Here is a 19853-nt window from a genome sequence, read left to right as displayed (position 1 = left end):
CGTCGCCCCCGAACGCTGTCCTGAAACAGCCGATCGTGATTCTGCCGGCTTTGGCAGAAGCTTTGTGAAATGAAGTGGTTAAAGTCAAATAAACAGGGGACGGGCCGAGTCCGCCCTGCGGCAGGCCGTGCGCCAGCATCGATCGGCCGGCGCGGCGGCGCTTATTTTTGCGCGGTGCCGCCTTTACGGCTTGTTCTGCCCCCGTCGCGGCGCCATGTCTGTGCCGACCATGTCGCGCCTTGCTTCTGCTGCCCTCAAGGCTGTTCTCGGACCGACCAACACCGGCAAGACGCATCTCGCGATCGAGCGGATGTGCGGTCATTCGAGCGGCCTCATGGGCTTTCCTCTCCGGCTGCTCGCGCGCGAGGTTTATGAGCGCGTGGTGCGGATCAAGGGCGCGGATCAGGTGGCGCTGCTCACCGGCGAGGAGCGCGTCATTCCCCCGGCCGCGCGTTATGTGCTGGCCACGGCGGAGGCGATGCCGGTGCGCGGCGGGCTCGGCGCCATGCGGGATTTCGCCTTCGTCGCCGTCGATGAGATCCAGCTCGCGGCCGATCCCGAGCGCGGCCATGTCTTCACGGACCGGATGCTGCATGCGCGCGGGCGCGAGGAGACGATGCTGCTCGGCTCGGCGAGCATGGCGCCGCTTGTCCGTTCGCTGCTGCCGCGCGCCGAGATCGTCTCGCGCCCGCGTTTCTCGACCCTGCGTTATGCCGGCGCGGCCAAGCTCTCGCGCCTGCCCCGGCGCTCCGCCATCGTCGCCTTCTCGGTGGAGGAAGTCTATCGCGTCGCGGAATTGCTGCGGCGCCATCGCGGCGGCGCGGCGGTGGTGATGGGCGCGCTCAGCCCCGCCACCCGCAATGCGCAGGTCGCGATGTTCGAGGCGGGCGAAGTCGATTATCTGGTGGCGACGGACGCCATCGGCATGGGTCTCAATCTCAATGTCGATCATGTCGCTTTCGCGTCCCTGCGCAAGTTCGACGGGCAGCGCACGCGCCGCCTGACCGTGGCGGAGATGGCGCAGATCGCCGGGCGCGCAGGGCGCCACCAGCGCGACGGGACGTTTGGCGATGTCGGTTCGCTCGATGGGCCACCGGCCTTCTCGCCCGAGGACGTCGAGCGGATCGAGGAGCATCGCTTCGATCCCCTGGAGCAGATCTTCTGGCGGGAAGCCGATCTGCCGATGGATCATGTCGGCACGCTGATCGAGGCCCTGACCGAGCGCCCCCGGCGCGAGGGGCTGCGCGCCGCGCCGGAAGCGGTCGATCTTGCGGTGCTGCGGGCGCTGGCCGACATGCCGGACGTGGCGGCGCGTGCGCGCGGACCGGCGCAGGTGGGGCGGCTCTGGGCAGCCTGTTCGCTGCCGGATTTCCAGAAGCTCGGCATCGAGCATCATGCCCGCACGGTGCATCGCCTGTGGGACTGGCTGAGCCAGGGCAATGGCTACATCCCGCAGGACTGGTTCGCCGGGCAGCTCGCGCGGCTCGACAATGTGCAGGGCGATGTCGATGCGCTGGCCGGGCGAATCGCGGCGGTGCGCACCTGGGCCTATGTCGCGCAGCGGGACGACTGGCTTGCCCAGCCGGTCGAGATGGCGGCGCGTGCCCGTGCCCTGGAGGATCGGCTGTCCGACGCGCTGCATGGCGCGCTGCGCCAGCGTTTCGTCGATCGGCGCACGTCCGCGCTGCTGCGTCGCGGCGGCGATGCGAATGCGTTTTTGGCAGTGGACGTGGACGATACAGGCAATGTAACAGTCGACGGGTACAAGATCGGGACGATGCGCGGATTCCGCTTCGCCGTCGATCCGACTGCAAGGGCAGGCGAAAAGCGGTTGCTGTTGGCCGCTGCCGAACGGAGACTGGGTGCACATTTGAACGAGATGGCTCAGGCATTGCTGGCAGTGGACGACAAGGCGTTCAGCCTCGCCAGCCCTCCCGGAGGTGACGCACAAATCATCTGGAACGGGCACCCCGTCGCGACTCTCAAGTCGGGGCAGCGACTGCTCGCGCCCGAAATCGCTCTGGATGCGGGCCTCGGCGCGCTGGCGCCGGAGATCCAGCAGGGCGTGCGCGATCGCCTCTCCGTGTGGATCAGCGGCCAGCTCGAGCGGCATGTGCCGGCCCTGCTCAAGATGGAGGCCGGCGCGATCGATCCGGCGCTGCCGCCCCCGGTGCGCGCGGTGCTGGCGCAGCTTGCCGACGATGGCGGCATCATGTCGCGGACCGCGCTCGACGAATCGCTCGCTCAGGTCGCCAAGGAGGATCGCACGCATCTGCGCAAGGCGGGCGTGGTGATCGGCGTGCTCGATCTTTATCATCCCGGCCTCATGAAGCCCTCGGCGGCGCAGTGGCGCATGGCCCTGCTGGCGCTGCGCCGCGGCGAGCCGCTGGTGGCGCTGCCGCCCGCGGGCGCAGTCCTGCTGCCGGCGTCCGAAGAACTTGACGAAGTGGGCGCGCGCGTCGCGGGCTTCCGCAAGCTGGGCGAGGCCTGGCTGCGCATCGACATGGCCGAGCGGCTGGCGCGTGGCGCGCATGACGCGATCGCGGCGGGCAAGGCCTATGGCGCGGACGATCCGACCATCGTGTCGATCGGCCTCAACGAAGCGAGCTTCCTGGATCTCATGCGGCAGGCCGGGTTCCGGCCGGTGCCGGATGCGGCGGAAGGCGCACCGAACTGGCAGTTCAAGGGGCGGCCGAAAGCGCGTCCCCGGCCGGAAGGCGAGCGGCGCCGCCAGCCTGGCCAGCGTGCCGGTCATCCGCGCGGCGACAAGCCGCAGAACCGGGGCGATCGCAAGGATGCGCGCGGCGAGGGGCGCAAGCCCGGCCGGCCGGACGAGCGGCAGGGCAAGGGCGGCGAGCGCAAGCCGCGCCCCCATGATCGGGGCGATGGCGGGCGGGATCGCGCGCCGCAACCAAGGCAGATCGTCGCGACGGGCAAGGCGCTTGCCGGGCTCGGCGCGCTGCTGGGCCGCGAGGACTGAGGCGCTGGCTGGGCGCGGCGGCGTGGTGCCGTTCGGTCATGGTCCCAGCTTGCGGCTGGACAAGTTCCTCTGGTTCGTGCGGCTGGCACCCAACCGCTCGAGCGCGCAGGCATTGGCCGAGCGCGGCATCGTCCGCCTGAACGGCCGGCGGATCGACCGCGCGCACGCGCCGGTGCGCATCGGCGATCTCATCACCTTTCCCCACGGCAATGCCGTCCGGGTCATCCGTGTCGAGCAATTGCCGCTGCGGCGCGGCCCGGCCAGCGAGGCGGAGACATGCTACAGCGCGGTCACGCCGGGCGGCGAGGAAGGGCCGGGCGCCCCAAGCTGAGCTGTTCCGCCCCATAGTCCTTGCCTGTTGACGCTCGCGGGGCGCGCGCATATCGCGGCGCCACATCAAACCCAGGGAACCCTCTGCCATGACCTACGTCGTGACCGACGCATGCATTCGCTGCAAATATATGGACTGCGTCGAGGTCTGCCCGGTCGACTGTTTCTATGAAGGCGAGAACATGCTCGTCATCAATCCCAACGAGTGCATCGACTGTGGCGTCTGCGAACCGGAATGCCCGGCCGAAGCGATTCTGCCGGATACGGAAAGCGGCCTTGAGCAGTGGCTGGAGCTCAACACGCGCTATTCGGCCGAGTGGCCGAACATCACGACCAAGGGCGAGCCGCCCGCCGACGCGGACGCCATGAAGGGCGAGACCGGCAAGTTCGAGAAATATTTCTCCCCCGAGCCCGGCGAGGGAAGCTGAGCCGAAGCCTGCTGTGGCACCGGCCGATCGCGGCCGGTTCATGCCCTGTTCACCCGCCATTCGATATGTTCGGGAATGCGGTGCCTCCAATCCAATGAGAGGCGCCCTTTCGATTCCGGATGGAGTCATGAAGTTGCGCGAGAGGACGGCCCTGTCAGGCCGACCTGGCGATTGCGGTCGTGTAAAGCATCGGTAGGTCGCGGAATAACTGCACGTGGATGGTTAGCAGGCTGGTAATTTTGTTACGAATCTGTTAATTGACGGTTGAGGCGGCATTCCGCGCCGCTCGGGAGTAATTGCGCATGGCCTGTGGCTGGCACTGGAGCGATACCTCACTGACAGTGCGCCGCAATTCAGCCAGACATTCCAAATAGAAAGAGAAAGGTTCGCAAGAATGGCTGCTAAAGCGCTGTCTTTCGACGTCGGCGATTATGTTGTCTATCCCAAACATGGTGTTGGTCGGGTTATCGAACTCCAGAGCCAGAAGATCGCCGGCATCGATCTGGAGCTGTATGTCCTGCGCTTCGAGAAGGAGCGGATGACTCTGCGCGTTCCCACCAACAAGGCGGAAAGCGTCGGCATGCGCAAGCTGTCGTCGGACAAGACCCTTGGCGAGGCACTGGAGACGCTCAAGGGCAAGCCCAAGGTGAAGCGCACCATGTGGTCGCGCCGGGCGCAGGAATATGAAGCGAAGATCAACTCGGGCGATCTCGTTTCGATCGCTGAGGTCACGCGCGACCTGTTCCGCGCGGACGATCAGCCCGAGCAGAGCTATTCCGAGCGGCAGATCTTCGAGGCGGCGTCCAGCCGGCTGGCCCGCGAGCTCGCCGCGATGGAGGAAGTCGACGAAGCAACGGCGCTCAAGAAGATCCTGCGCATCCTCAACGAGGCTGCGCCGAAATATGCCCGCGAGCGGGTCGAGTAATCGACCTGACAGGGGTGTGACGGGAAGGGCGGTGCCGCTATGGTGCCGCCCTTCCGATTCATGGGGACTGGCCGATTCATGGGGACGGGAAGTTTCCCTTTGCCGACGAGCGGGCTTGGCGTGCCCGGCGGCAATCTGTATTATGTCGACAATACAGTTTGGAGAATGGCATGAACGACAGGGCGCGTCTTGCGATCACCGGGGCAGTGGCGCTCGTGGCTCTGGTCGCGACAGTGGGTGGCCATGGTCTCGGCATCAGTTTCGGCGGGAGCAGTGATGACGAGACGTCCGAGGCGGTGCCCGAGGATGCCGTCCGCGGCGATGGTGCCATCCAGTCGCTGGCCAATCTCCGGGATTTCGACAGCGTGAACGTAGCCGGCCCCGATGACGTCGTCATTACGCAGGGCAAGAGCTTCTCCGTGCAGGCCGAGGGGGATCGGCGCGCGCTCAGGCGCCTGCGTCTCTATGTGAAGAACAGCACCCTGCATGTGGAGCGCGAGGATAACAGCAGGACCCGCGACACCGCGACGGTCCGTGTGACCTTGCCGGCGCTGACCAGCATCTCGCTCACCGGCCCCGGCGATGTCCGGGCCGACCGGCTCGTCAGCAAGAGCGCGCGGGTGGAGCTGACCGGCCCCGGCGATCTGGCCGTCGGCCGGATCGAGGCGGACGATGTCGAGCTGAAGACCACCGGCTCGGGCACCATCACCGCCGGCGGCAAGGTGCGCAATGCCAGCCTGTCGCTCACCGGCTCGGGCGATATCAAGGCCGAGGGGCTGGAGGTCGGCGTCGCGACGGTCGACATACTGGGCTCGGGCGATGTGGCGGCGCGCGTGGTCGATCGGGCCAAAGTCTCGGTCATGGGCTCGGGCGATGCCGTGCTGTCCGGCACCACCAATTGTTCGATCTCGCGCATGGGCTCGGGTTCGGCGCGCTGCACCCCATGAGCGCGGCGGGAGACTGTCCGGTCGCGGCGCCGGCGCGCGCGCACGGTTCCGGGCGGTCCCTCCTGTCCCTGCTGTGCGGTCTGGCGACCGCATTCGCCGCGTCGGGCGCGTCGGCGGCCACGCGCGGCTATATCGTGACGGATTTCGATAGCGTGCGACTGGAAGGCCCGATCGAGGTGACCGTGCGCACTGGGCGCGGCGTCTCGGCGCGCGGCGAGGGCGATGCCGATCTGCTCGATCGGGTGCAGCTCTCCGTTTCCGCGCGAGTCCTCACCATTCGCTTGCGCCCCTCCCCCTATGAAGCGCGCCGGGGCACGGCCTCGAGCGGACCCATCCGCCTGTTCCTCAGTGCCCCTTCGCTGCGCCGTGTCCAGCTGTCCGGCGCGGGCACCTTGCGCGCCGATGGCCTTGCCCGGGCGCGCTCCGAGATCGTGACGGCAGGAAGCGGCACGCTGGAAATCAGCGGCATCGATGCCGACGACCTGTCCGTCGCGCAGCTCGGCGCGGGCTCGATCACTCTGTCGGGCAAGGCGAAGCGGACCGCGCTGCGGGCCTCGGGCAGTGGCGTCATCGCTGCCGAAGCGCTGCGCAGCGCCGATTTCGATCTCACGCTGGATGGCTCGGCCGATGTCACCGCCACGGCGGAGCGTTCCGCCAGGCTCATCGTCATCGGTTCGGGCAGCGCGCGGATCGAGGGGCCGGCCGCCTGCACCGTGAGCCGCAGCGGCAACGGCGCGGTCCTCTGCGGCGGCAAGAGCTACTGACGCCGCATTCCCGGACTTACCCGCAAAAAAGGGAGCGCGCGAAAGCTCGCGCGCTCCCCATGTGACATTCCTGAGCGTCAGGAAAAGCTGACAGCCGATCGCGATCTACCGCGCAGCATGGCGCCGGCCAGACCGAGGCCGCCGATCATCATCGCCCAGCTTGCCGGCTCGGGCACGGCGGGCGTGTCGCCGCCGGTCGCATAGATGACGAGGCTGGAAAGCGCCCCATAATCGTTGAAGGTCAGGGTGCCCAGGCCATCGCCCGCATCAAAGCGGTAGAACACGCTGCCCTGGCCGCCGGTCGGGAAATTCTGTCCGCCGCCGACATGGAGGCCGATCCAGGTCATTCCGCTGATGGTCGGGATGCCGCCGCTGCCGAATGTGATGCTGTTCCCGCTGACGTCGAACTTCCAGTTGTCGTCGAAATAGCTCCAGCTCTGCCCGGAGATATCGAGGCCGAGGTCTTCCAGAATGAGGACCTGATCGTCCCATTGCGGATTGCGGAGATAATTGCCGGAATAATAGCCCGCACATGCAAGGGCGGCCGGGGTGATGTCATCGAGTCCGGAAACGCTGCAATCCACGACGGGATCCGGAGCGGCCGCCAGTGCAGGCGCAGCGACGACCACGGCCCCCGAGGCGAGGGCCAGAGCGATCAGCTTGTTCATTGTCCCACCTTCCTTAAGAGATTTGCTGCACCTGCGAAGTAAATCCAAATCGACTCCAAGCAATGCAGCCAAGGCTCCACAATAAACCTCTTACGGCTCTCTTACAGTTCATTAATCATGATCTGATCGATGCTTCATAGTCATGCCCCAATATGAAACAGATCAATAATAATGAGACTTGATTGCAAGTATTGCCGATGGCTTGTTCCGTGAAGTCACGCGCTATGGGATCGACCGTCCGGCTCGCCAAGCTCACTCGGGCCTGAACATGCCCGCCCCCGGATTCCACGCGGCGTCGGCCGCCGCGTCCGGTCAGACCCGCTCCGCCTGCACCACCGGCTCGATGGCGTGGAGGGCCGAGATGATCCGCGCGACATGGCTGGCATCTTCCACTTCCAGGTCGATGAGATCGGTATGGAAAGGGCCTTCCCGGTTGATGAGCTGCAGGTTGAGGATGTTCGCCCGGTTGGCGCCGAAGATGTTGGCGACCGCGGCGAGGGCGCCGGGCTGGTTCTTCACGATCACGGAGAGGCGCGCCGTGCCGCCCTTGGCCTGGCTGTCCCAGCTCAGGTCCACCCAGTCGGCATCCTGCCCGGTCTCCAGCGCCAGGCAGTCGATGGTATGGACTTCGATCGGCTCGCCCGGCCGGCGCAGGCCGACGATGCGGTCGCCCGGCACCGGGTGGCAGCACTCCGAGAGCGTGAAGGCGATTCCCGGCGTCAGGCCGATGATCGAGACGGCATGGGCCTGCTGCTTGCTCTTGCGGCCGGCGGGCGTTTCCTCGACGCTGCCGGGCACCAGCGCATTGAGCACCTGATCGTCCGACACGCGATTGGTGGCGATGGCGATCATCAGCGCGGCCTTGTCTTCCAGCTTCAGCCGCTTGACGGCGGCCTTCTCTGCCTTGTCGCCGATCTCCACCGGCAGGCGCGCCACGATTTCCTCGTAGAGCTTCTCGCCCAGCGCGATCGTCTCGGCCCGCTGCTTCTGGCGGATGAAGCGGCGGATGGCGGCGCGGGCCTTGCCGGTGACGGCAAAGCTCAGCCAGCCCGGCTGCGGCTCCTGCGCGTCGGATTTCAGGATCTCGACCTGATCGCCATTTTCGAGCTGGGTGCGCAGCGGCACCACCCGGCCGTTCACTTTCGCGCCGACGGTCTGGTTGCCGAGCTTGGTGTGCACGGCATAAGCGAAGTCGACCGGGGTCGATCCCTTCGGGAGCTGCTGCAGCTCGCCCTTGGGCGTGAAGGCGAAGATCCGGTCCTGATACATCGCCATGCGGGTGTGCTCGAGCAGTTCGTCGGCATCCTGGCTTTGCTCCAGGATCTCCACCAGATCGCGCAGCCAGCCCGCCTGTCCGTCGGGCTGCGTGCCGTCCTGCTTATAGGCCCAGTGCGCTGCGAGGCCGAACTCGCTGTCGCGGTGCATGCGCTGGGAGCGGATCTGGATCTCGATCCGCGCATTTTCCTCGTGCATCACCGTAGTGTGCAGGGATTGGTAGCCATTGCGCTTGGGCGTGGAGACATAGTCCTTGAAGCGCCCGGGGACCATCTTGTGGCGCTGGTGGATGAGCCCGAGTGCGCGATAGCAGTCGTCGGTGCTGTCCGTGAGGACGCGGAAGGCCATGATGTCGCTCAGCTGCTCGAAGCTGATGTGCCGCTCCTGCATCTTCCGCCAGATCGAATAAGGATGCTTCTCCCGCCCGGAGACGAGCACATGCATGCCGGCCGTGGTGAGCATCTCGCGCAACTGGTCGGCGATGCGCTGGACCTTGTCCTCGCCGCCTTCCTTGAGCTGGGCGAGCCGGCGGCTGATGCTTTCATAGGCTTCCGGCTCGAGCTGCTGGAAGGCCAGCAGCTGCATCTCGCGCATGAACTCGTACATGCCGATGCGCTCGGCGAGCGGCGCATAGATATCCATCGTCTCGCGCGCGATCCGGCGGCGCTTTTCCGGCTTCTGGATGTAGTGGAGCGTGCGCATGTTGTGCAGCCGGTCGGCCAGCTTCACCAGCAGCACGCGGATATCGTCCGACATGGCGAGCAGGAACTTGCGCAGATTTTCCGCCGCGCGCTGGTTCTCGCTCTGCGCCTCGATCTTGGAGAGCTTGGTCACGCCGTCCACCAGCCGGGCCACGTCCGGCCCGAACAGCTTCTCGATCTCCTCGGTGGTGGTGAGCGTGTCCTCGATCGTGTCGTGCAGCAGGGCCGTCACGATGGTGCGATCGTCGAGGAACAGGTCGGTCAGAATGCCCGCGACCTCGATCGGATGGCTGAAATAGGGGTCCCCGCTGGCGCGTTTCTGGCTGCCATGCTTGGCGACGGAAAACACATAGGCGCGATTGATCATCGCCTCGTCGGCATCGGGGTCGTAGGTCTTGACCCGTTCGACAAGTTCATATTGGCGCAACATCCCGGCCAAGATGGTGCGGCACCCCGCTTTTGCGCAACAGAAAAGTCAAATTAATTGAAAGACAATCATGCCGACACCCGGCAAGCCGCGCTTCCCGCGCCTCGGAGGGCCCACGGGGCAGGGATGTCGCCGCCATGCATCGCGGGCGCGGCCCGCGCTCGAACTTCGCGCACGCGCCATTGGCTATGTGCGCAATATCGGCTAGCGTCGCTCATTATGGGTGCTCGCAAGGGTCTCGACGTCTTTGAGGGCTGCGCGCTGCCTGCCGCGCTGGAAGCGATGGGGGAGCGCTGGTCGTTCATGATCCTGCGCGCGGCGTTCAGCGGCATCGTCTATTTCGAGGATTTTCAGGGCGCCCTGGGCATTGCCCGCAACATCCTTTCCAGCCGCTTGTCCAAGCTGGTGGCCAAGGGCATCCTCACTCGCGAGCCTGTCGAAAGCGACCGGCGCCGCGTCGCCTATCGTCTCACGGAGAAGGGCAGGGGGCTGGTGCCGGTCATGATCGCGCTGCGCCAGTGGGGCGAGCGCTGGAGCGGGCATCCCTTCGCCGGGCCGGTCCTGGCGGACCGGCGTGACGGCAAGCCGATCCGCCCGGTCACCATCCAGGCGTGGGACGGACGGCCGCTCGACCATCGCGACCTGTGCTGGATCGAGCCGGAGGACACCGGGACGACAACCAAGCCTGAATGCGAGGCCGCAGGGCATGCAGAAGACCACTGAACAGAACGCCGCCCTGACCGTCATGCGCGCGCAACCCTTTTTCGAGGACAAGAACCGCGCGTTCTGGATCCTGCAGGGGCTGGGCTGGTCCGGCGCCTTCCTGCTGCGCGGCCTGTCGGGCATTGCCAATGGGCAACCCATTTCCTTCCTCGTGCCGGTGCTGATTTCCACGGTGACCGGCTATTCGCTGACGCTGCTGATGGCGGTGGGCTTCCGCTTCCTGCTGCGCCAGCGGCCGATCGTCACCTGGACGACATCGATCGCGGTGGCGATCTTCGCTGCCGGCACCTCGGCCTTCATCGATGCCTGGGTGTTCACCACGCTCAATCCCCTGAGCGAAGGGGGTGGTCTGAAGCTGTTCCTCGGCGCCTTCTACCTCAATTTCACGCTGCTGGGCGCCTGGTCGGCGCTCTATTACGCCATCAATTATTATCTCACCGTGGAGCAGCAGGCAGACCAGCTCCAGCGGCTGGAAAACCAGGCCAGTTCCGCCCAGCTTGCCATGCTGCGTTACCAGCTCAACCCGCATTTCCTGTTCAACACGCTCAACAGCATCTCGACGCTCGTGCTGCTCAAGCAGACCGATCGGGCCAATGCGATGCTCTCCCGCCTGTCGGCTTTCCTGCGCTACACGCTCATCAACGAGCCGACGGCGCAAGTGACGCTGGAGCAGGAGATCGAGACGCTGAAACTCTATCTCGAGATCGAGAAAATGCGCTTCGAGGACCGGCTTCGCCCCATCTTCGACATCCATCCCGCGGTGGCCGGCACGCGACTTCCTTCGCTGCTGCTGCAACCTTTGGTCGAGAACGCGATTAAATATGCCGTAACCCCGCAGGAGGAAGGCGCCGATATCGTGGTCACGGCTCAGCCCATCGGTGAAAATGTTCGGATCGTCGTGTCGGACACCGGACCCGGCTTGAACGGACATGACCAGCGCGTGACGAAGGGAACGGGCGTGGGCCTGGCCAATATCAGGGATCGGCTGGCTCAGGCTTTTGGGGAACGCCAGAGCATGGAAACACGTTCTCCGCCCGAGGGGGGCTACAGCGTCATCATCGAGATGCCGCTCTCTATCGCCGAACCATCAAGGGTAGCCGCATGACCATTCGCACCATTCTCGTCGACGATGAAAGCCTTGCCATACAGGGGCTCACGCTCCGTCTGGAGGCACATCCCGATGTGGAGATCGTGGAAACCTGTACCAATGGCCGGGAAGCCATCCGCGCCATCAAGACTCACAAGCCCGACCTCGTGTTCCTCGATATCCAGATGCCGGGCTTCGACGGATTTTCCGTGGTGCAGGGCGTGATGGAAGTGGAGCCTCCGCTATTCATCTTCGTCACCGCTTATTCGGATCATGCCCTGCGCGCTTTCGAGGCGCAGGCCATCGATTATCTCATGAAGCCCGTCGACGAGCAGCGCCTCGCCGATGCGCTCGACCGGGCGCGCCAGCGGCTTCAGGAGAAGCGCAATGTCGTCGAGGTGGAGCGCCTGCGCGAAGTGCTGGCCGAAGTCGCGCCCGATGCCGTCACGGACATGGGCCCGGATCATGAGACGCCGGCCTCCAGCCGTTACGAGAAGCTCATCAACATCAAGGATCGCGGCCAGATCTTCCGCATCGACGTGGATACGATCGAGCGGATCGACGCGGCCGGCGACTATATGTGCATCTACACCGCCGACAATTCGCTGATCCTGCGCGAGACGATGAAGGATCTGGAAAAGCGGCTCGATCCGCGCAATTTCCAGCGCATCCACCGCTCCACCATCGTCAATCTCAGCCAGGTCCGGCAAGTGAAGCCGCACACCAATGGCGAATGCTTCCTCGTGCTCGAATCAGGCAGCCAGGTGAAAGTGAGCCGCTCCTACCGCGATGTCGTCGCGCGCTTCGTTCACTAAGGTTTCATCGCGTTTCTTGCAAAGCAGCGCGCATCCTCCCGTCACTCACCACGTCGTCCCGGACTTGATCCGGGACCCCGCTACCTTGAATCCCGCCGGGCTCAGCCCGTTGAGAAACAGAAAGAAGCGGGATTCCGGAGCAAGTCCGGAATGACGGATGAGAAAGGCCGAAAAGCGGGCTTCTGGCTCCCTCAAAGTCCCGGAACCCTCTGAAGCGCGTTCCCTCCTTGGAAAACGTCATGCTGAACTTGTTTCAGCATCCATTTCGCATCCGAGACCGGAGCTTGAAGGCACGATGGATGCTGAAACAAGTTCAGCATGACGAAGATATTGAGAGGAAGGGTGGCTGTTCAACGGAAGAGAAGAACGTCGATTAGCTCTAGCCCACAGGAACACCCGACGCCCCAAGGCGCCCGGTGCTCCTGTGTACCGGCCTCAACGGGAACCGGCGATCGCCGGCCGGCCTTTCTGCAGCGCATAGAGCAATGCGCCGCCGACACCCGTCGCCGCCACCATCGCCAGCGTCGCGGCGGGATGCGTCCGCCCCGTCGTGAACAGGCTGAACTTTCGTCCCTGCTGCCGGCCTTCCGCGCGGCCGTCATTGCCCTGCGGCTCGTAGAGATTGCCTTCCACCGGCGGCTGGGGGCGATCCTTGTAGAGCAGCGAGTCGCGCATGCCCGTGGCGATCCGGTCGAACAGGGAGGGAAACAGCACGGCGCCGAGCACCTGGAGCTTGCCGCCGGCCCCGACCGTGATCGCGCGGCGGGGATGCTGCGCCGCATCCAGGATGGCATGGGCCACGATCTCGGGGGAATAGATCGGCTGGGGCAGGCGGGCCTCATAGCCCGTCATGTTGCGGCCATGTTCCGTGAACGGCGTGCCGATCGCGCTCGGCTTGATGAGCGTGATGGAGATGGGTGCGTCGTCGGCCTTCATCTCGATGCGCAGGGCGTCGGTGAAGCCCTTCACGGCATGTTTGGACGCATTATAGGCGCCCAGCAGCGGGCCGGACATGTCGCTGTTGATGGAGCCCACGTTGATGATGGCGCCACCCCCGTTCTTGCCCTTGAGGTGACGCACGGCCGCGAGCGACCCATGGACGACGCCCCAGTAGTTCGTCTCGAATATCTTGCGATGATCCTCGATCGGCGTGTCGAGCAGCTCGCTGTAGATGCCGATGCCGGCATTGTTCACCCAGCAGTCGAAGCCGCCGAAGCGGGCAATGGTCTGGTCGGCGAGGCGCTGGACTTGCGCTTCGTCGCCCACGTCGGTCACGACATAGTCCGCCCTGCCGCCCTCGGCGCGGATGTCGTTGCATATCTCCCGGAGCGCTTCCTCGTCGCGCGCGGCCAGCATGACGCGGGCGCCCGCGGCGGCGGCCATGCGGGCCGTGGCGAGGCCATGGCCGGACGAGGCCCCGGTGATCACGATGACTTGCTGGTCAAGCGGCTTCAGGCGCGCTGGCATAACTGCCTCCTCTCATTGTCGCTGTGTGGATATGAACCGAACGGCACAGCGCGCGGAGAGTTCCGACGGCTTGTCGCGCCACCGGGCGGCCGGTTCGCGGCGCGGTCTTCCGCCTTCCTTCCTCGCTCGATAAAAAAGCCGGCCCTCCAGAAGGAGGACCGGCGTGCTAGGGGAGCGTGAAGTGGTTATTCTGTAATGTTAGCGGCAGCGGCTGTCGCTCTTGTCGATGGCCCGGCCGGCGACGGCGCCCACGGCGCCACCGATGATCGTGCCGGCGGTCTTGTCGCCATTGCGGCCCGCGACTTCGTGACCCAGGAGGCCGCCGGCGATCGCGCCGATGATGGTGCCGGTCGAGCCGTCATTCTTGCAGCGATAGCGGTCATTGTGACCATAATAACGGTTGTCGCGGGCATAGCGCGTATCGCGGTAGTTCTGGCGATAGTCGCGACGGTCGTAGCGATAGTCGCGCGCATAGTCGCCGCGATAATTATTGTAGCCACGGTCCCGCGCTGCGGCCGGTGCGGCAACGCCCAGGGAAGTCACGACCATGGTAGCGGCGGCCGTGAGGCTGATGAACTTGATGGCTTTCATGGTCTTGCTCCTTCTGTCCCGGCAAACGCTTCGTGGGATCTGGGCCACAACTCGTCTGCCATGAACATCCTTCTAGACCGATTTGCTTGAGTGGATGCTGAACGGCCATTTTAGCTCCCGTTCAGGAAGCGGGGCTGCGGGAGCGCGATCGGCCAACAAGATGGTGGCCAGTCCCGCCATCTCCCGCTATTGCCCCGCCCCATGCAGCGGGTCGCGCTCATCCTGATGCTGTTCATCCTGCTCATGAACGGGCGCCACGGCAGCGATATGCCTCCCGCCACGTTCGACAGCCTCGTCGTGCAGGCCCGCGCGATCCCGCTCGAGAAGGCCGGAGACGCGGCCGCCTTCGGGCCCCTGACGCTCACCGGCGCCTGGCAGCTCACCAGTCCGCACAAGGCCTTTGGCGGCATTTCCTCCCTGCTCGTCGATGATGACGGCGCCATGATCGGGCTCAGCGATACCGGCGAGCTCTTCGGCTTTCGCGTGAGCGGGGCGGAGGGGAAGGGCTTCATCGAGCCGCTGCCCCGCATTGCCGCCGAGGAGCACTGGCCCGGCTGGCGCTGGGATTCGGAAAGCATGCAGCGCGATCCGGTGAGCGGCCGGATCTGGGTGGGGTTCGAGGGCCTGCAGCGTATCTGTCGCTATGCGCCGGACTTCCGCGCCCTGGAGGGCTGCGTCGAGCCGCCCGAAATGGCCGACTGGCCAGTGACGGGCAGCATCGAATCGCTGGTCCGCTTCAGCGACGGGCGTTTTCTGGCGATCGCGGAAATGGCGATCGGTCCTGCCGGCGCGCATGACGTCCTGCTCTGGCAAGGCGACCCGGTCGATCCGGCGACGCCGCCGCCCGTGCATCTGGGCTATCGTCCGCCCACGGGTTATCGGCCCACGGATGCGCTCTGGCTCGGTGGGGACCGGCTGCTGGTGCTCAATCGCCGCCTGACGCTGGCCGACGGTTTCACGGCGCGCCTCTCGCTCGTCACGCTGCCCCGGCTGGCGGAAGGCGCGATCCTGACCGGCAAGCCGATCGCCACGTTCGCCCCGCCCGGGCTTGCCGACAATTTCGAGGCGCTGGCGCTCTCGCGGCAGAATGGCCAGCCGGTCCTGTGGGTGGCCTCGGACGACAATCACCTGTTCCTGCAGCGCAGCCTGCTGATGCGCTTCGCGCTGCCGGCGGGCTGGGTCAGCGACGCGCCCGCGCCCTGACGCCCCCATCCCGGCACGCCCGCCATGCCGGGCCCAAACGGAAAGGGCGGCCCTTGCGGACCGCCCTTTCGGATCGTCTCGTGACGGGATTGCCGGTCAGGCGGCCTTGGCGGCCGTCTTCTTGGCGATCTCGCGCTTCAGGCGGCGCACGCGAAGCGACAGCTTCTCGTCGGACGTCTTCATCAGCCAGTTGTCCAGCCCTCCGACATGCTCCACGGAGCGCAGGCCGTGCGTGGAGACGCGCAGCTTGACGCCACGCTCCAGCGTATCGGAGATCAGTGTCACATTCTGCAGGTTGGGCAGAAAGACTCGCTTGGTCTTGTTATTGGCGTGAGACACGTTGTGGCCCACTTGGCGGCTCCGGCCGGTCAGTTCGCAGATGCGCGACATGTCAATCGATCCTGATCTGGGTTCTTACGGAAAGCGGCGCCGATAGCGGCTCAGCTGCGAATCGTCAAGGCGCTTTCCCTGACAAACCCGCTTCGTTAGGGACGGCGCATGGCCGATCCCTTCCCGCTGCCCGAGCCGATGCGCCTTGCGCTTGCCTGCGCGCAGGCGTCCGCGCAAGCCGGGGAAGTGCCGATCGGCGCCGTGGTGACGCAGGCGGGCCGGGTGATCGCGACCGGCGAGAATCGCAACCGGCGCGACAATGATCCCACCGCCCATGCGGAAATCGTCGCGATCCGCGCCGCCTGCATCGCGCTGGGGCAGGACCGGCTGACCGGCTGCGATCTCTGGGTGACGCTGGAGCCCTGCGCCATGTGCGCCGGGGCCATTGCCCATGCCCGCATCGCGCGGCTCTATTATGGCGCGGGTGATCCCAAGGGTGGCGGGGTGGATCATGGCGCGCGGGTGTTCGCTCATCCGCAATGCCATCACCGGCCCGAGCTGTTCCCCGGGCTGGGCGAGGCGGCGTCAGCGCGCCTTCTTCGCGCCTTTTTTGCGGAGCGGCGCTGAGCCCTCCTCGTCGGGCTGCATCGGCTCGATGCGGTAGAGCGTGTAGGGCAGCTCGCCCGGGAAATCGAGCGTGACCGGGTCAAGGAAGGTGAAGCCTTCCCCGCGTGAGAGGCGCGCGTAGAAGCCGCGCGGGCTGCGGCGCTGGTAGATCGTGCCTTCGGGGAAGTTCGGGCAGAACAGCAGATAGCTGGCCCCATGCGCCGCCGCGATCGCGCGGAAATTCTCCGGCGAACCGTCGAAGGCGTGGTGAATGTCCAGAATGGCCTTCTCGTTGCGATGATAGGGGCCGGCGATGGCGCTGTGATGCGTCGTGGCGATCAGGCGCGGGCCAAGGTCGACCAGCGTGAAGATCGTCGCGGGCGGCAGCTGGTTCAGCACCTGCAGGGCCGGCAGCGTGCGGCAGCGCGCTTCGGAGCGGCGCGTCGTCTGCCGCCTTGTCTGTCCCGCGTTTGCCGCTGTGCTGCCATTCCGGGCCGGGGCAGCGGAGGCGGGGAGTGGTGTCGCATTACCAGCGCGTGGCGCTTTCCCGCCTGCATTCGTGGCCGGTGCGGGCGGAGGCGCTGGCGCCGCGTTGCCGCTGTTGGCCAGCGCCCCGTTGATGATGGGGTAGAGGCCGTAGGCGGAAACCAGGCAGGCCAGCAGACCCAGGGCAATGCCCGCCGCCACACGCCCCGGCCAGCCACGCTTGCCGAGCCGGGCGACGAGGGACCATATCGCCCAGCCGACCGGCGGAATGGCGAGCAGCTGCGCGGCGGGCCCGGCGCGAATCTGCCAGAAAGTGAGGCCGATGGCGAAGGCGGTCATCAGGCCCACCGTGCCCCAGGCCCACAGGCGCTCGGTGTCGCGCCGCGCGCTCCAGCACCCGGCCAGCACGCAGAGCAGGCCGCAGAGCGGCAGGGCGATCATCGGCACCCAGCTCGCGCGCGCCTGCGCATAGATGGGCTTGGCTTCGCGGATATAGACCAGCCACTTGCTCTGCAGCTCGGGCGAGATCTGATAGGCGCCGGTGAGGCACTGCGGCCACATCGTCAGCGCGAAGCCGGCCACGATGGCGCCGCCGATCGACGCCGCCACGAGCCGGGCAGGCCAGCGGCGCAGCGGCAGCATGGTGAGGGCCAGCAAGATGCCGGACGCGAGGATGAGCGTGCTCGCCCACACCGGAGACAGCGCGTCGCAGACCGGCAGCCGGTTGGCATTGCTGGCGAACAGCGCATAGCCGATCGCCGTGGTGCCGCCGAGGCCAAGCGCATAGGGGCGCAGCCGCCGCGCCGCTCCGTCCTTGAAGATCCAGCGCAGCGCCATGATCGCGCCGGCCCCGGCGAGGTAGACCATCATCTCCATGCCGATCACCAGCGAGGCGGCACTGGATATCCCCGCGACGAGGCCGCCGCGCGTCCATTTCCGGTCCACCATCCCGGCCAGCGTGGCGGCCGTCAGCGCGAGTTGCCAGCCATGGTGGTCGACGCGCAGCGGCATGTACATGCCAAGGCCCATATTGGCGGCGAGCGGCAGCAGCATGGCCGCGAACCAGCCGTGCGCGCGCCCGTCGGCGGAGAGGCGCCGCGTGATGAAGGCGAGCGAGAACATCAGCACGAGAAGCGGGATAAGCGGCGCCACGCCCAGCGCCATCTGGTCGGCACGATCGGGCGCCATGAACAGCCGGAAGAACAGCATGAGCGCGGCGATCGGAAGGTCGACCAGCCGGCTCCAGTGGATGTTCGCGCCTTCGGGCGGGTTCATGCGGTGCTGGCGCAGGTCCCACCAGCTCTGGCCGTTCAGCCAGTCGCGCACTTGCAGATAGCGCATGTTGTCGTCGGTATCCCCGAGCGAGAGATAGCCGATGGCGGAGGCGTAGCGATCCAGATAGACCGCGCTGATGATGAGCCAGGCAATGACGACGATCCAGCGCCATTCCCGCTGCGCAAAGCGGTCCAGCGCCGCGAGCCAGGGGCGCAGGCGCACGCCCAGGGGCCGGGCAGCATTGTCGTGGCTTCGCCGCATCGGCTAGGGGCTTAGCCCAGTGGTTCAAAAGCGCAACGGGGCAAATCGATGAAGGGCCAGAGCCGATGACAGGCGGAGAGCGTCGCACGGGTGCCCTCTCGGGCCAGTTGCTTCGATATGTGATCGTCGGCGGGTTCGTGACCGGGCTGCAGGTCGCGGTCTACTGGGCCATGGCGCGGTGGGGCGGTGTGCATCCCCAGATCGCCAATGTCCTGGGCTATCTGGTCGCCGTGGCGAGCGGTTTCGTGCTCCATGGCCGTGTGACCTTTCGCGGCCATGGCAAGCGGGACCAGCCGCTGGCCCGCGCCGTCCGCTTCGTCACCGTCTCGCTGCTGAGCCTGGCGCTCAACGCCTTCTGGGTGTGGCTCTTCGTCGATCGGCTGGCGCTGCCGCTCTGGTCACCCGTGCCGCTCATGGCGGTGGTGACGCCGGCCTTCGTCTTCATGCTCAACCGGCACTGGGTCTTCCGCTAGGGCTGGCCCTAGCTTTGCCTTGGGGCGCGATGGTGGAGGGCATAATGCCGAAGGCGAGACACAGAGAGACGCCCAAAGAGGGTGTGTTAGGTTTCCCCACCGAGGCAGAGGCGACGCGTGACGGGCTGGTGAGGGAGCCGCATCAATCACCGGCCAGTTTCGCAACAAAGAACCGATGATAATCTCTAACGACCGCCTCTTGATCGCTTGTTTCGGAGAAAACAGCCATCAAGTATCCATCCCGAAGCGGATCGTCGAGGTGAGGATTGTTATCGATGCTTAATGCAATCCTCGTTCCTTCAATCACCAAATAGGCGAAGGCATGGTTGTGTTCCATAAGACTAAGGAAATCATATCGCGGCGCTCTAGCCTTACTAATCTTGTCTTTCATGAATTTGGCGGCTTGCCAAACCAGTAAGTCAGCCGCCTCAAGAAGATGGACCTCGCCTTTTTTGACAAAGGCGTGAGAGGAATAGTATTCCTTATCTGCCTCATTGTGTGCCCACCGGATAATCTCACGCTCGGCGATGGCGCCATTCCTGTGTCCCGCCTCGAAGAAGAAGGCGATGCTGGATGGACGCTTGTCGGACAGCCACGCCGCTAGCCCCATCGAGCACGCGCTTAGGCAGAAGCTATAGGGATCGGAAATATCCGTTCGACCAGCAAACCTTCTAGGATCGGCAATCGCAACCAGCCCAAGCGTGGTGTGAGCCTTAATAAGCTCTATGAAGGCGCTCTCGGCTTCGACGCGTCGATCTCTGCTTAGTTGATCGAAAGGCGGATTGCCGTGCGCGCAATCCACCATGTGAAAATGGGGGAGGCCATATTTGCGGAGAACACGCTCCCATCCGCGCTCCATTTTTCGGACTTCGCTCTTTCGGATCAGATAGCCGCCCACCGCGACGACAGGCGAACCTTCATGCACGCCGCTTTCATCGATGTAGGCGTGATAAAGGGCCAAGATATAGCCGCCGTTAGGCAATATGGCATTCTAAACGGAATTGAGCAGTCCCGCATTTGGGGGCTCATTTATCACCGCCCGCTGCGATTGAGTACGTATAATATAATATCACCAAATGAAAAGGGCTGCC

At 65.5% G+C, this 19853-nt stretch carries 19 protein-coding genes; 12 read left to right on the top strand and 7 right to left on the bottom strand.

Annotated features, from left to right (window positions below):
- Positions 1 to 229: 229 nt before the first annotated feature.
- The 6 genes from HNP60_RS16525 (at position 230) to HNP60_RS16500 (ending at position 6374) form a co-directional block, all read left to right on the top strand.
- Complete coding sequence (locus tag HNP60_RS16525) at positions 230 to 2980, top strand: helicase-related protein (RefSeq protein ID WP_184157145.1); 2751 nt, start codon at positions 230 to 232, stop codon at positions 2978 to 2980.
- Between the two features lie 22 nt (positions 2981 to 3002).
- Entirely contained in the window at positions 3003 to 3311 is a 309-nt protein-coding gene (locus HNP60_RS16520) for a S4 domain-containing protein (protein ID WP_184155878.1), read from the top strand.
- Positions 3312 to 3399: 88 nt separating this feature from the next.
- The gene (fdxA, locus tag HNP60_RS16515) at positions 3400 to 3738 is read left to right on the top strand and encodes a ferredoxin FdxA (RefSeq protein ID WP_184052657.1); all 339 of its coding nucleotides are present in this window, start codon (positions 3400 to 3402) and stop codon (positions 3736 to 3738) included.
- Positions 3739 to 4132: 394 nt separating this feature from the next.
- Positions 4133 to 4663 (top strand): CarD family transcriptional regulator, encoded by a 531-nt coding sequence (locus HNP60_RS16510; RefSeq protein WP_014077715.1) that lies wholly within the window; start codon positions 4133 to 4135, stop codon positions 4661 to 4663.
- Between the two features lie 170 nt (positions 4664 to 4833).
- Positions 4834 to 5610 (top strand): head GIN domain-containing protein, encoded by a 777-nt coding sequence (locus tag HNP60_RS16505; protein WP_184155877.1) that lies wholly within the window; start codon positions 4834 to 4836, stop codon positions 5608 to 5610.
- Complete coding sequence (locus tag HNP60_RS16500; protein ID WP_184155876.1) at positions 5607 to 6374, top strand: head GIN domain-containing protein; 768 nt, start codon at positions 5607 to 5609, stop codon at positions 6372 to 6374. Before HNP60_RS16505 ends, HNP60_RS16500 begins: the two co-directional genes overlap by 4 nt.
- A gap of 77 nt (positions 6375 to 6451) precedes the next feature.
- On the opposite strand, the gene HNP60_RS19775 is transcribed toward HNP60_RS16500, so the two are convergent.
- Together HNP60_RS19775 and HNP60_RS16490 are read right to left on the bottom strand one after the other, a co-directional pair.
- Positions 6452 to 7042, bottom strand: coding sequence for a PEPxxWA-CTERM sorting domain-containing protein (locus HNP60_RS19775; protein WP_221414676.1), 591 nt, complete (start codon positions 7040 to 7042; stop codon positions 6452 to 6454).
- Positions 7043 to 7354: 312 nt separating this feature from the next.
- Complete coding sequence (locus tag HNP60_RS16490) at positions 7355 to 9448, bottom strand: RelA/SpoT family protein (RefSeq protein ID WP_184155874.1); 2094 nt, start codon at positions 9446 to 9448, stop codon at positions 7355 to 7357.
- Between the two features lie 216 nt (positions 9449 to 9664).
- Between HNP60_RS16490 and HNP60_RS16485 the strand changes: the two genes are divergently transcribed.
- Genes HNP60_RS16485 through HNP60_RS16475 form a run of 3 tightly spaced genes read left to right on the top strand, consistent with a single transcriptional unit; the run spans position 9665 to position 12070 of the window.
- The gene (locus tag HNP60_RS16485; protein ID WP_184155872.1) at positions 9665 to 10168 is read left to right on the top strand and encodes a winged helix-turn-helix transcriptional regulator; all 504 of its coding nucleotides are present in this window, start codon (positions 9665 to 9667) and stop codon (positions 10166 to 10168) included.
- Positions 10152 to 11273 (top strand): sensor histidine kinase, encoded by a 1122-nt coding sequence (locus tag HNP60_RS16480; RefSeq protein WP_184155870.1) that lies wholly within the window; start codon positions 10152 to 10154, stop codon positions 11271 to 11273. Before HNP60_RS16485 ends, HNP60_RS16480 begins: the two co-directional genes overlap by 17 nt.
- Entirely contained in the window at positions 11270 to 12070 is an 801-nt protein-coding gene (locus tag HNP60_RS16475; RefSeq protein ID WP_014077708.1) for a LytR/AlgR family response regulator transcription factor, read from the top strand. The genes HNP60_RS16480 and HNP60_RS16475 overlap by 4 nt, the downstream gene beginning before the upstream one ends.
- A 435-nt stretch (positions 12071 to 12505) precedes the next feature.
- On the opposite strand, the gene HNP60_RS16470 is transcribed toward HNP60_RS16475, so the two are convergent.
- Positions 12506 to 13537 (bottom strand): SDR family oxidoreductase, encoded by a 1032-nt coding sequence (locus HNP60_RS16470; RefSeq protein ID WP_184155868.1) that lies wholly within the window; start codon positions 13535 to 13537, stop codon positions 12506 to 12508.
- Positions 13538 to 13735: 198 nt separating this feature from the next.
- The gene (locus HNP60_RS16465; protein WP_014077706.1) at positions 13736 to 14128 is read right to left on the bottom strand and encodes a glycine zipper 2TM domain-containing protein; all 393 of its coding nucleotides are present in this window, start codon (positions 14126 to 14128) and stop codon (positions 13736 to 13738) included.
- A gap of 201 nt (positions 14129 to 14329) precedes the next feature.
- Between HNP60_RS16465 and HNP60_RS16460 the strand changes: the two genes are divergently transcribed.
- Positions 14330 to 15331 (top strand): esterase-like activity of phytase family protein, encoded by a 1002-nt coding sequence (locus HNP60_RS16460; protein WP_184155866.1) that lies wholly within the window; start codon positions 14330 to 14332, stop codon positions 15329 to 15331.
- A 96-nt stretch (positions 15332 to 15427) separates the two neighbouring features.
- Here the strand turns inward: HNP60_RS16460 and rpmB are convergent, their stop codons facing one another.
- Complete coding sequence (gene rpmB, locus HNP60_RS16455) at positions 15428 to 15721, bottom strand: 50S ribosomal protein L28 (protein WP_014077704.1); 294 nt, start codon at positions 15719 to 15721, stop codon at positions 15428 to 15430.
- A 108-nt stretch (positions 15722 to 15829) separates the two neighbouring features.
- Here rpmB and HNP60_RS16450 point away from each other — a divergent pair, with 108 nt between their 5' ends.
- The gene (locus tag HNP60_RS16450) at positions 15830 to 16288 is read left to right on the top strand and encodes a nucleoside deaminase (protein ID WP_184052674.1); all 459 of its coding nucleotides are present in this window, start codon (positions 15830 to 15832) and stop codon (positions 16286 to 16288) included.
- Here HNP60_RS16450 and HNP60_RS16445 read toward each other — a convergent pair.
- The gene (locus tag HNP60_RS16445; protein ID WP_184155864.1) at positions 16247 to 18289 is read right to left on the bottom strand and encodes a hypothetical protein; all 2043 of its coding nucleotides are present in this window, start codon (positions 18287 to 18289) and stop codon (positions 16247 to 16249) included. The two genes, HNP60_RS16450 and HNP60_RS16445, sit on opposite strands and share 42 nt — an antisense overlap.
- A 65-nt stretch (positions 18290 to 18354) precedes the next feature.
- Here HNP60_RS16445 and HNP60_RS16440 point away from each other — a divergent pair, with 65 nt between their 5' ends.
- Positions 18355 to 18762 carry a GtrA family protein gene (locus tag HNP60_RS16440; RefSeq protein WP_184155862.1) on the top strand — a complete coding sequence of 136 codons (408 nt, stop codon included), beginning with the start codon at positions 18355 to 18357 and terminating at the stop codon, positions 18760 to 18762.
- A 142-nt stretch (positions 18763 to 18904) separates the two neighbouring features.
- Here the strand turns inward: HNP60_RS16440 and HNP60_RS16435 are convergent, their stop codons facing one another.
- The gene (locus HNP60_RS16435; protein WP_184155860.1) at positions 18905 to 19723 is read right to left on the bottom strand and encodes a DUF3800 domain-containing protein; all 819 of its coding nucleotides are present in this window, start codon (positions 19721 to 19723) and stop codon (positions 18905 to 18907) included.
- Between the last annotated feature and the right edge of the window lie 130 nt (positions 19724 to 19853).

This window comes from Sphingobium lignivorans (assembly GCF_014203955.1).
GTDB classification, from domain to species: Bacteria; Pseudomonadota; Alphaproteobacteria; order Sphingomonadales; family Sphingomonadaceae; genus Sphingobium; species Sphingobium lignivorans.
Note: the sequence above shows the minus strand (reverse complement) of the source record. Positions and strands in the feature narration are given on the sequence as shown.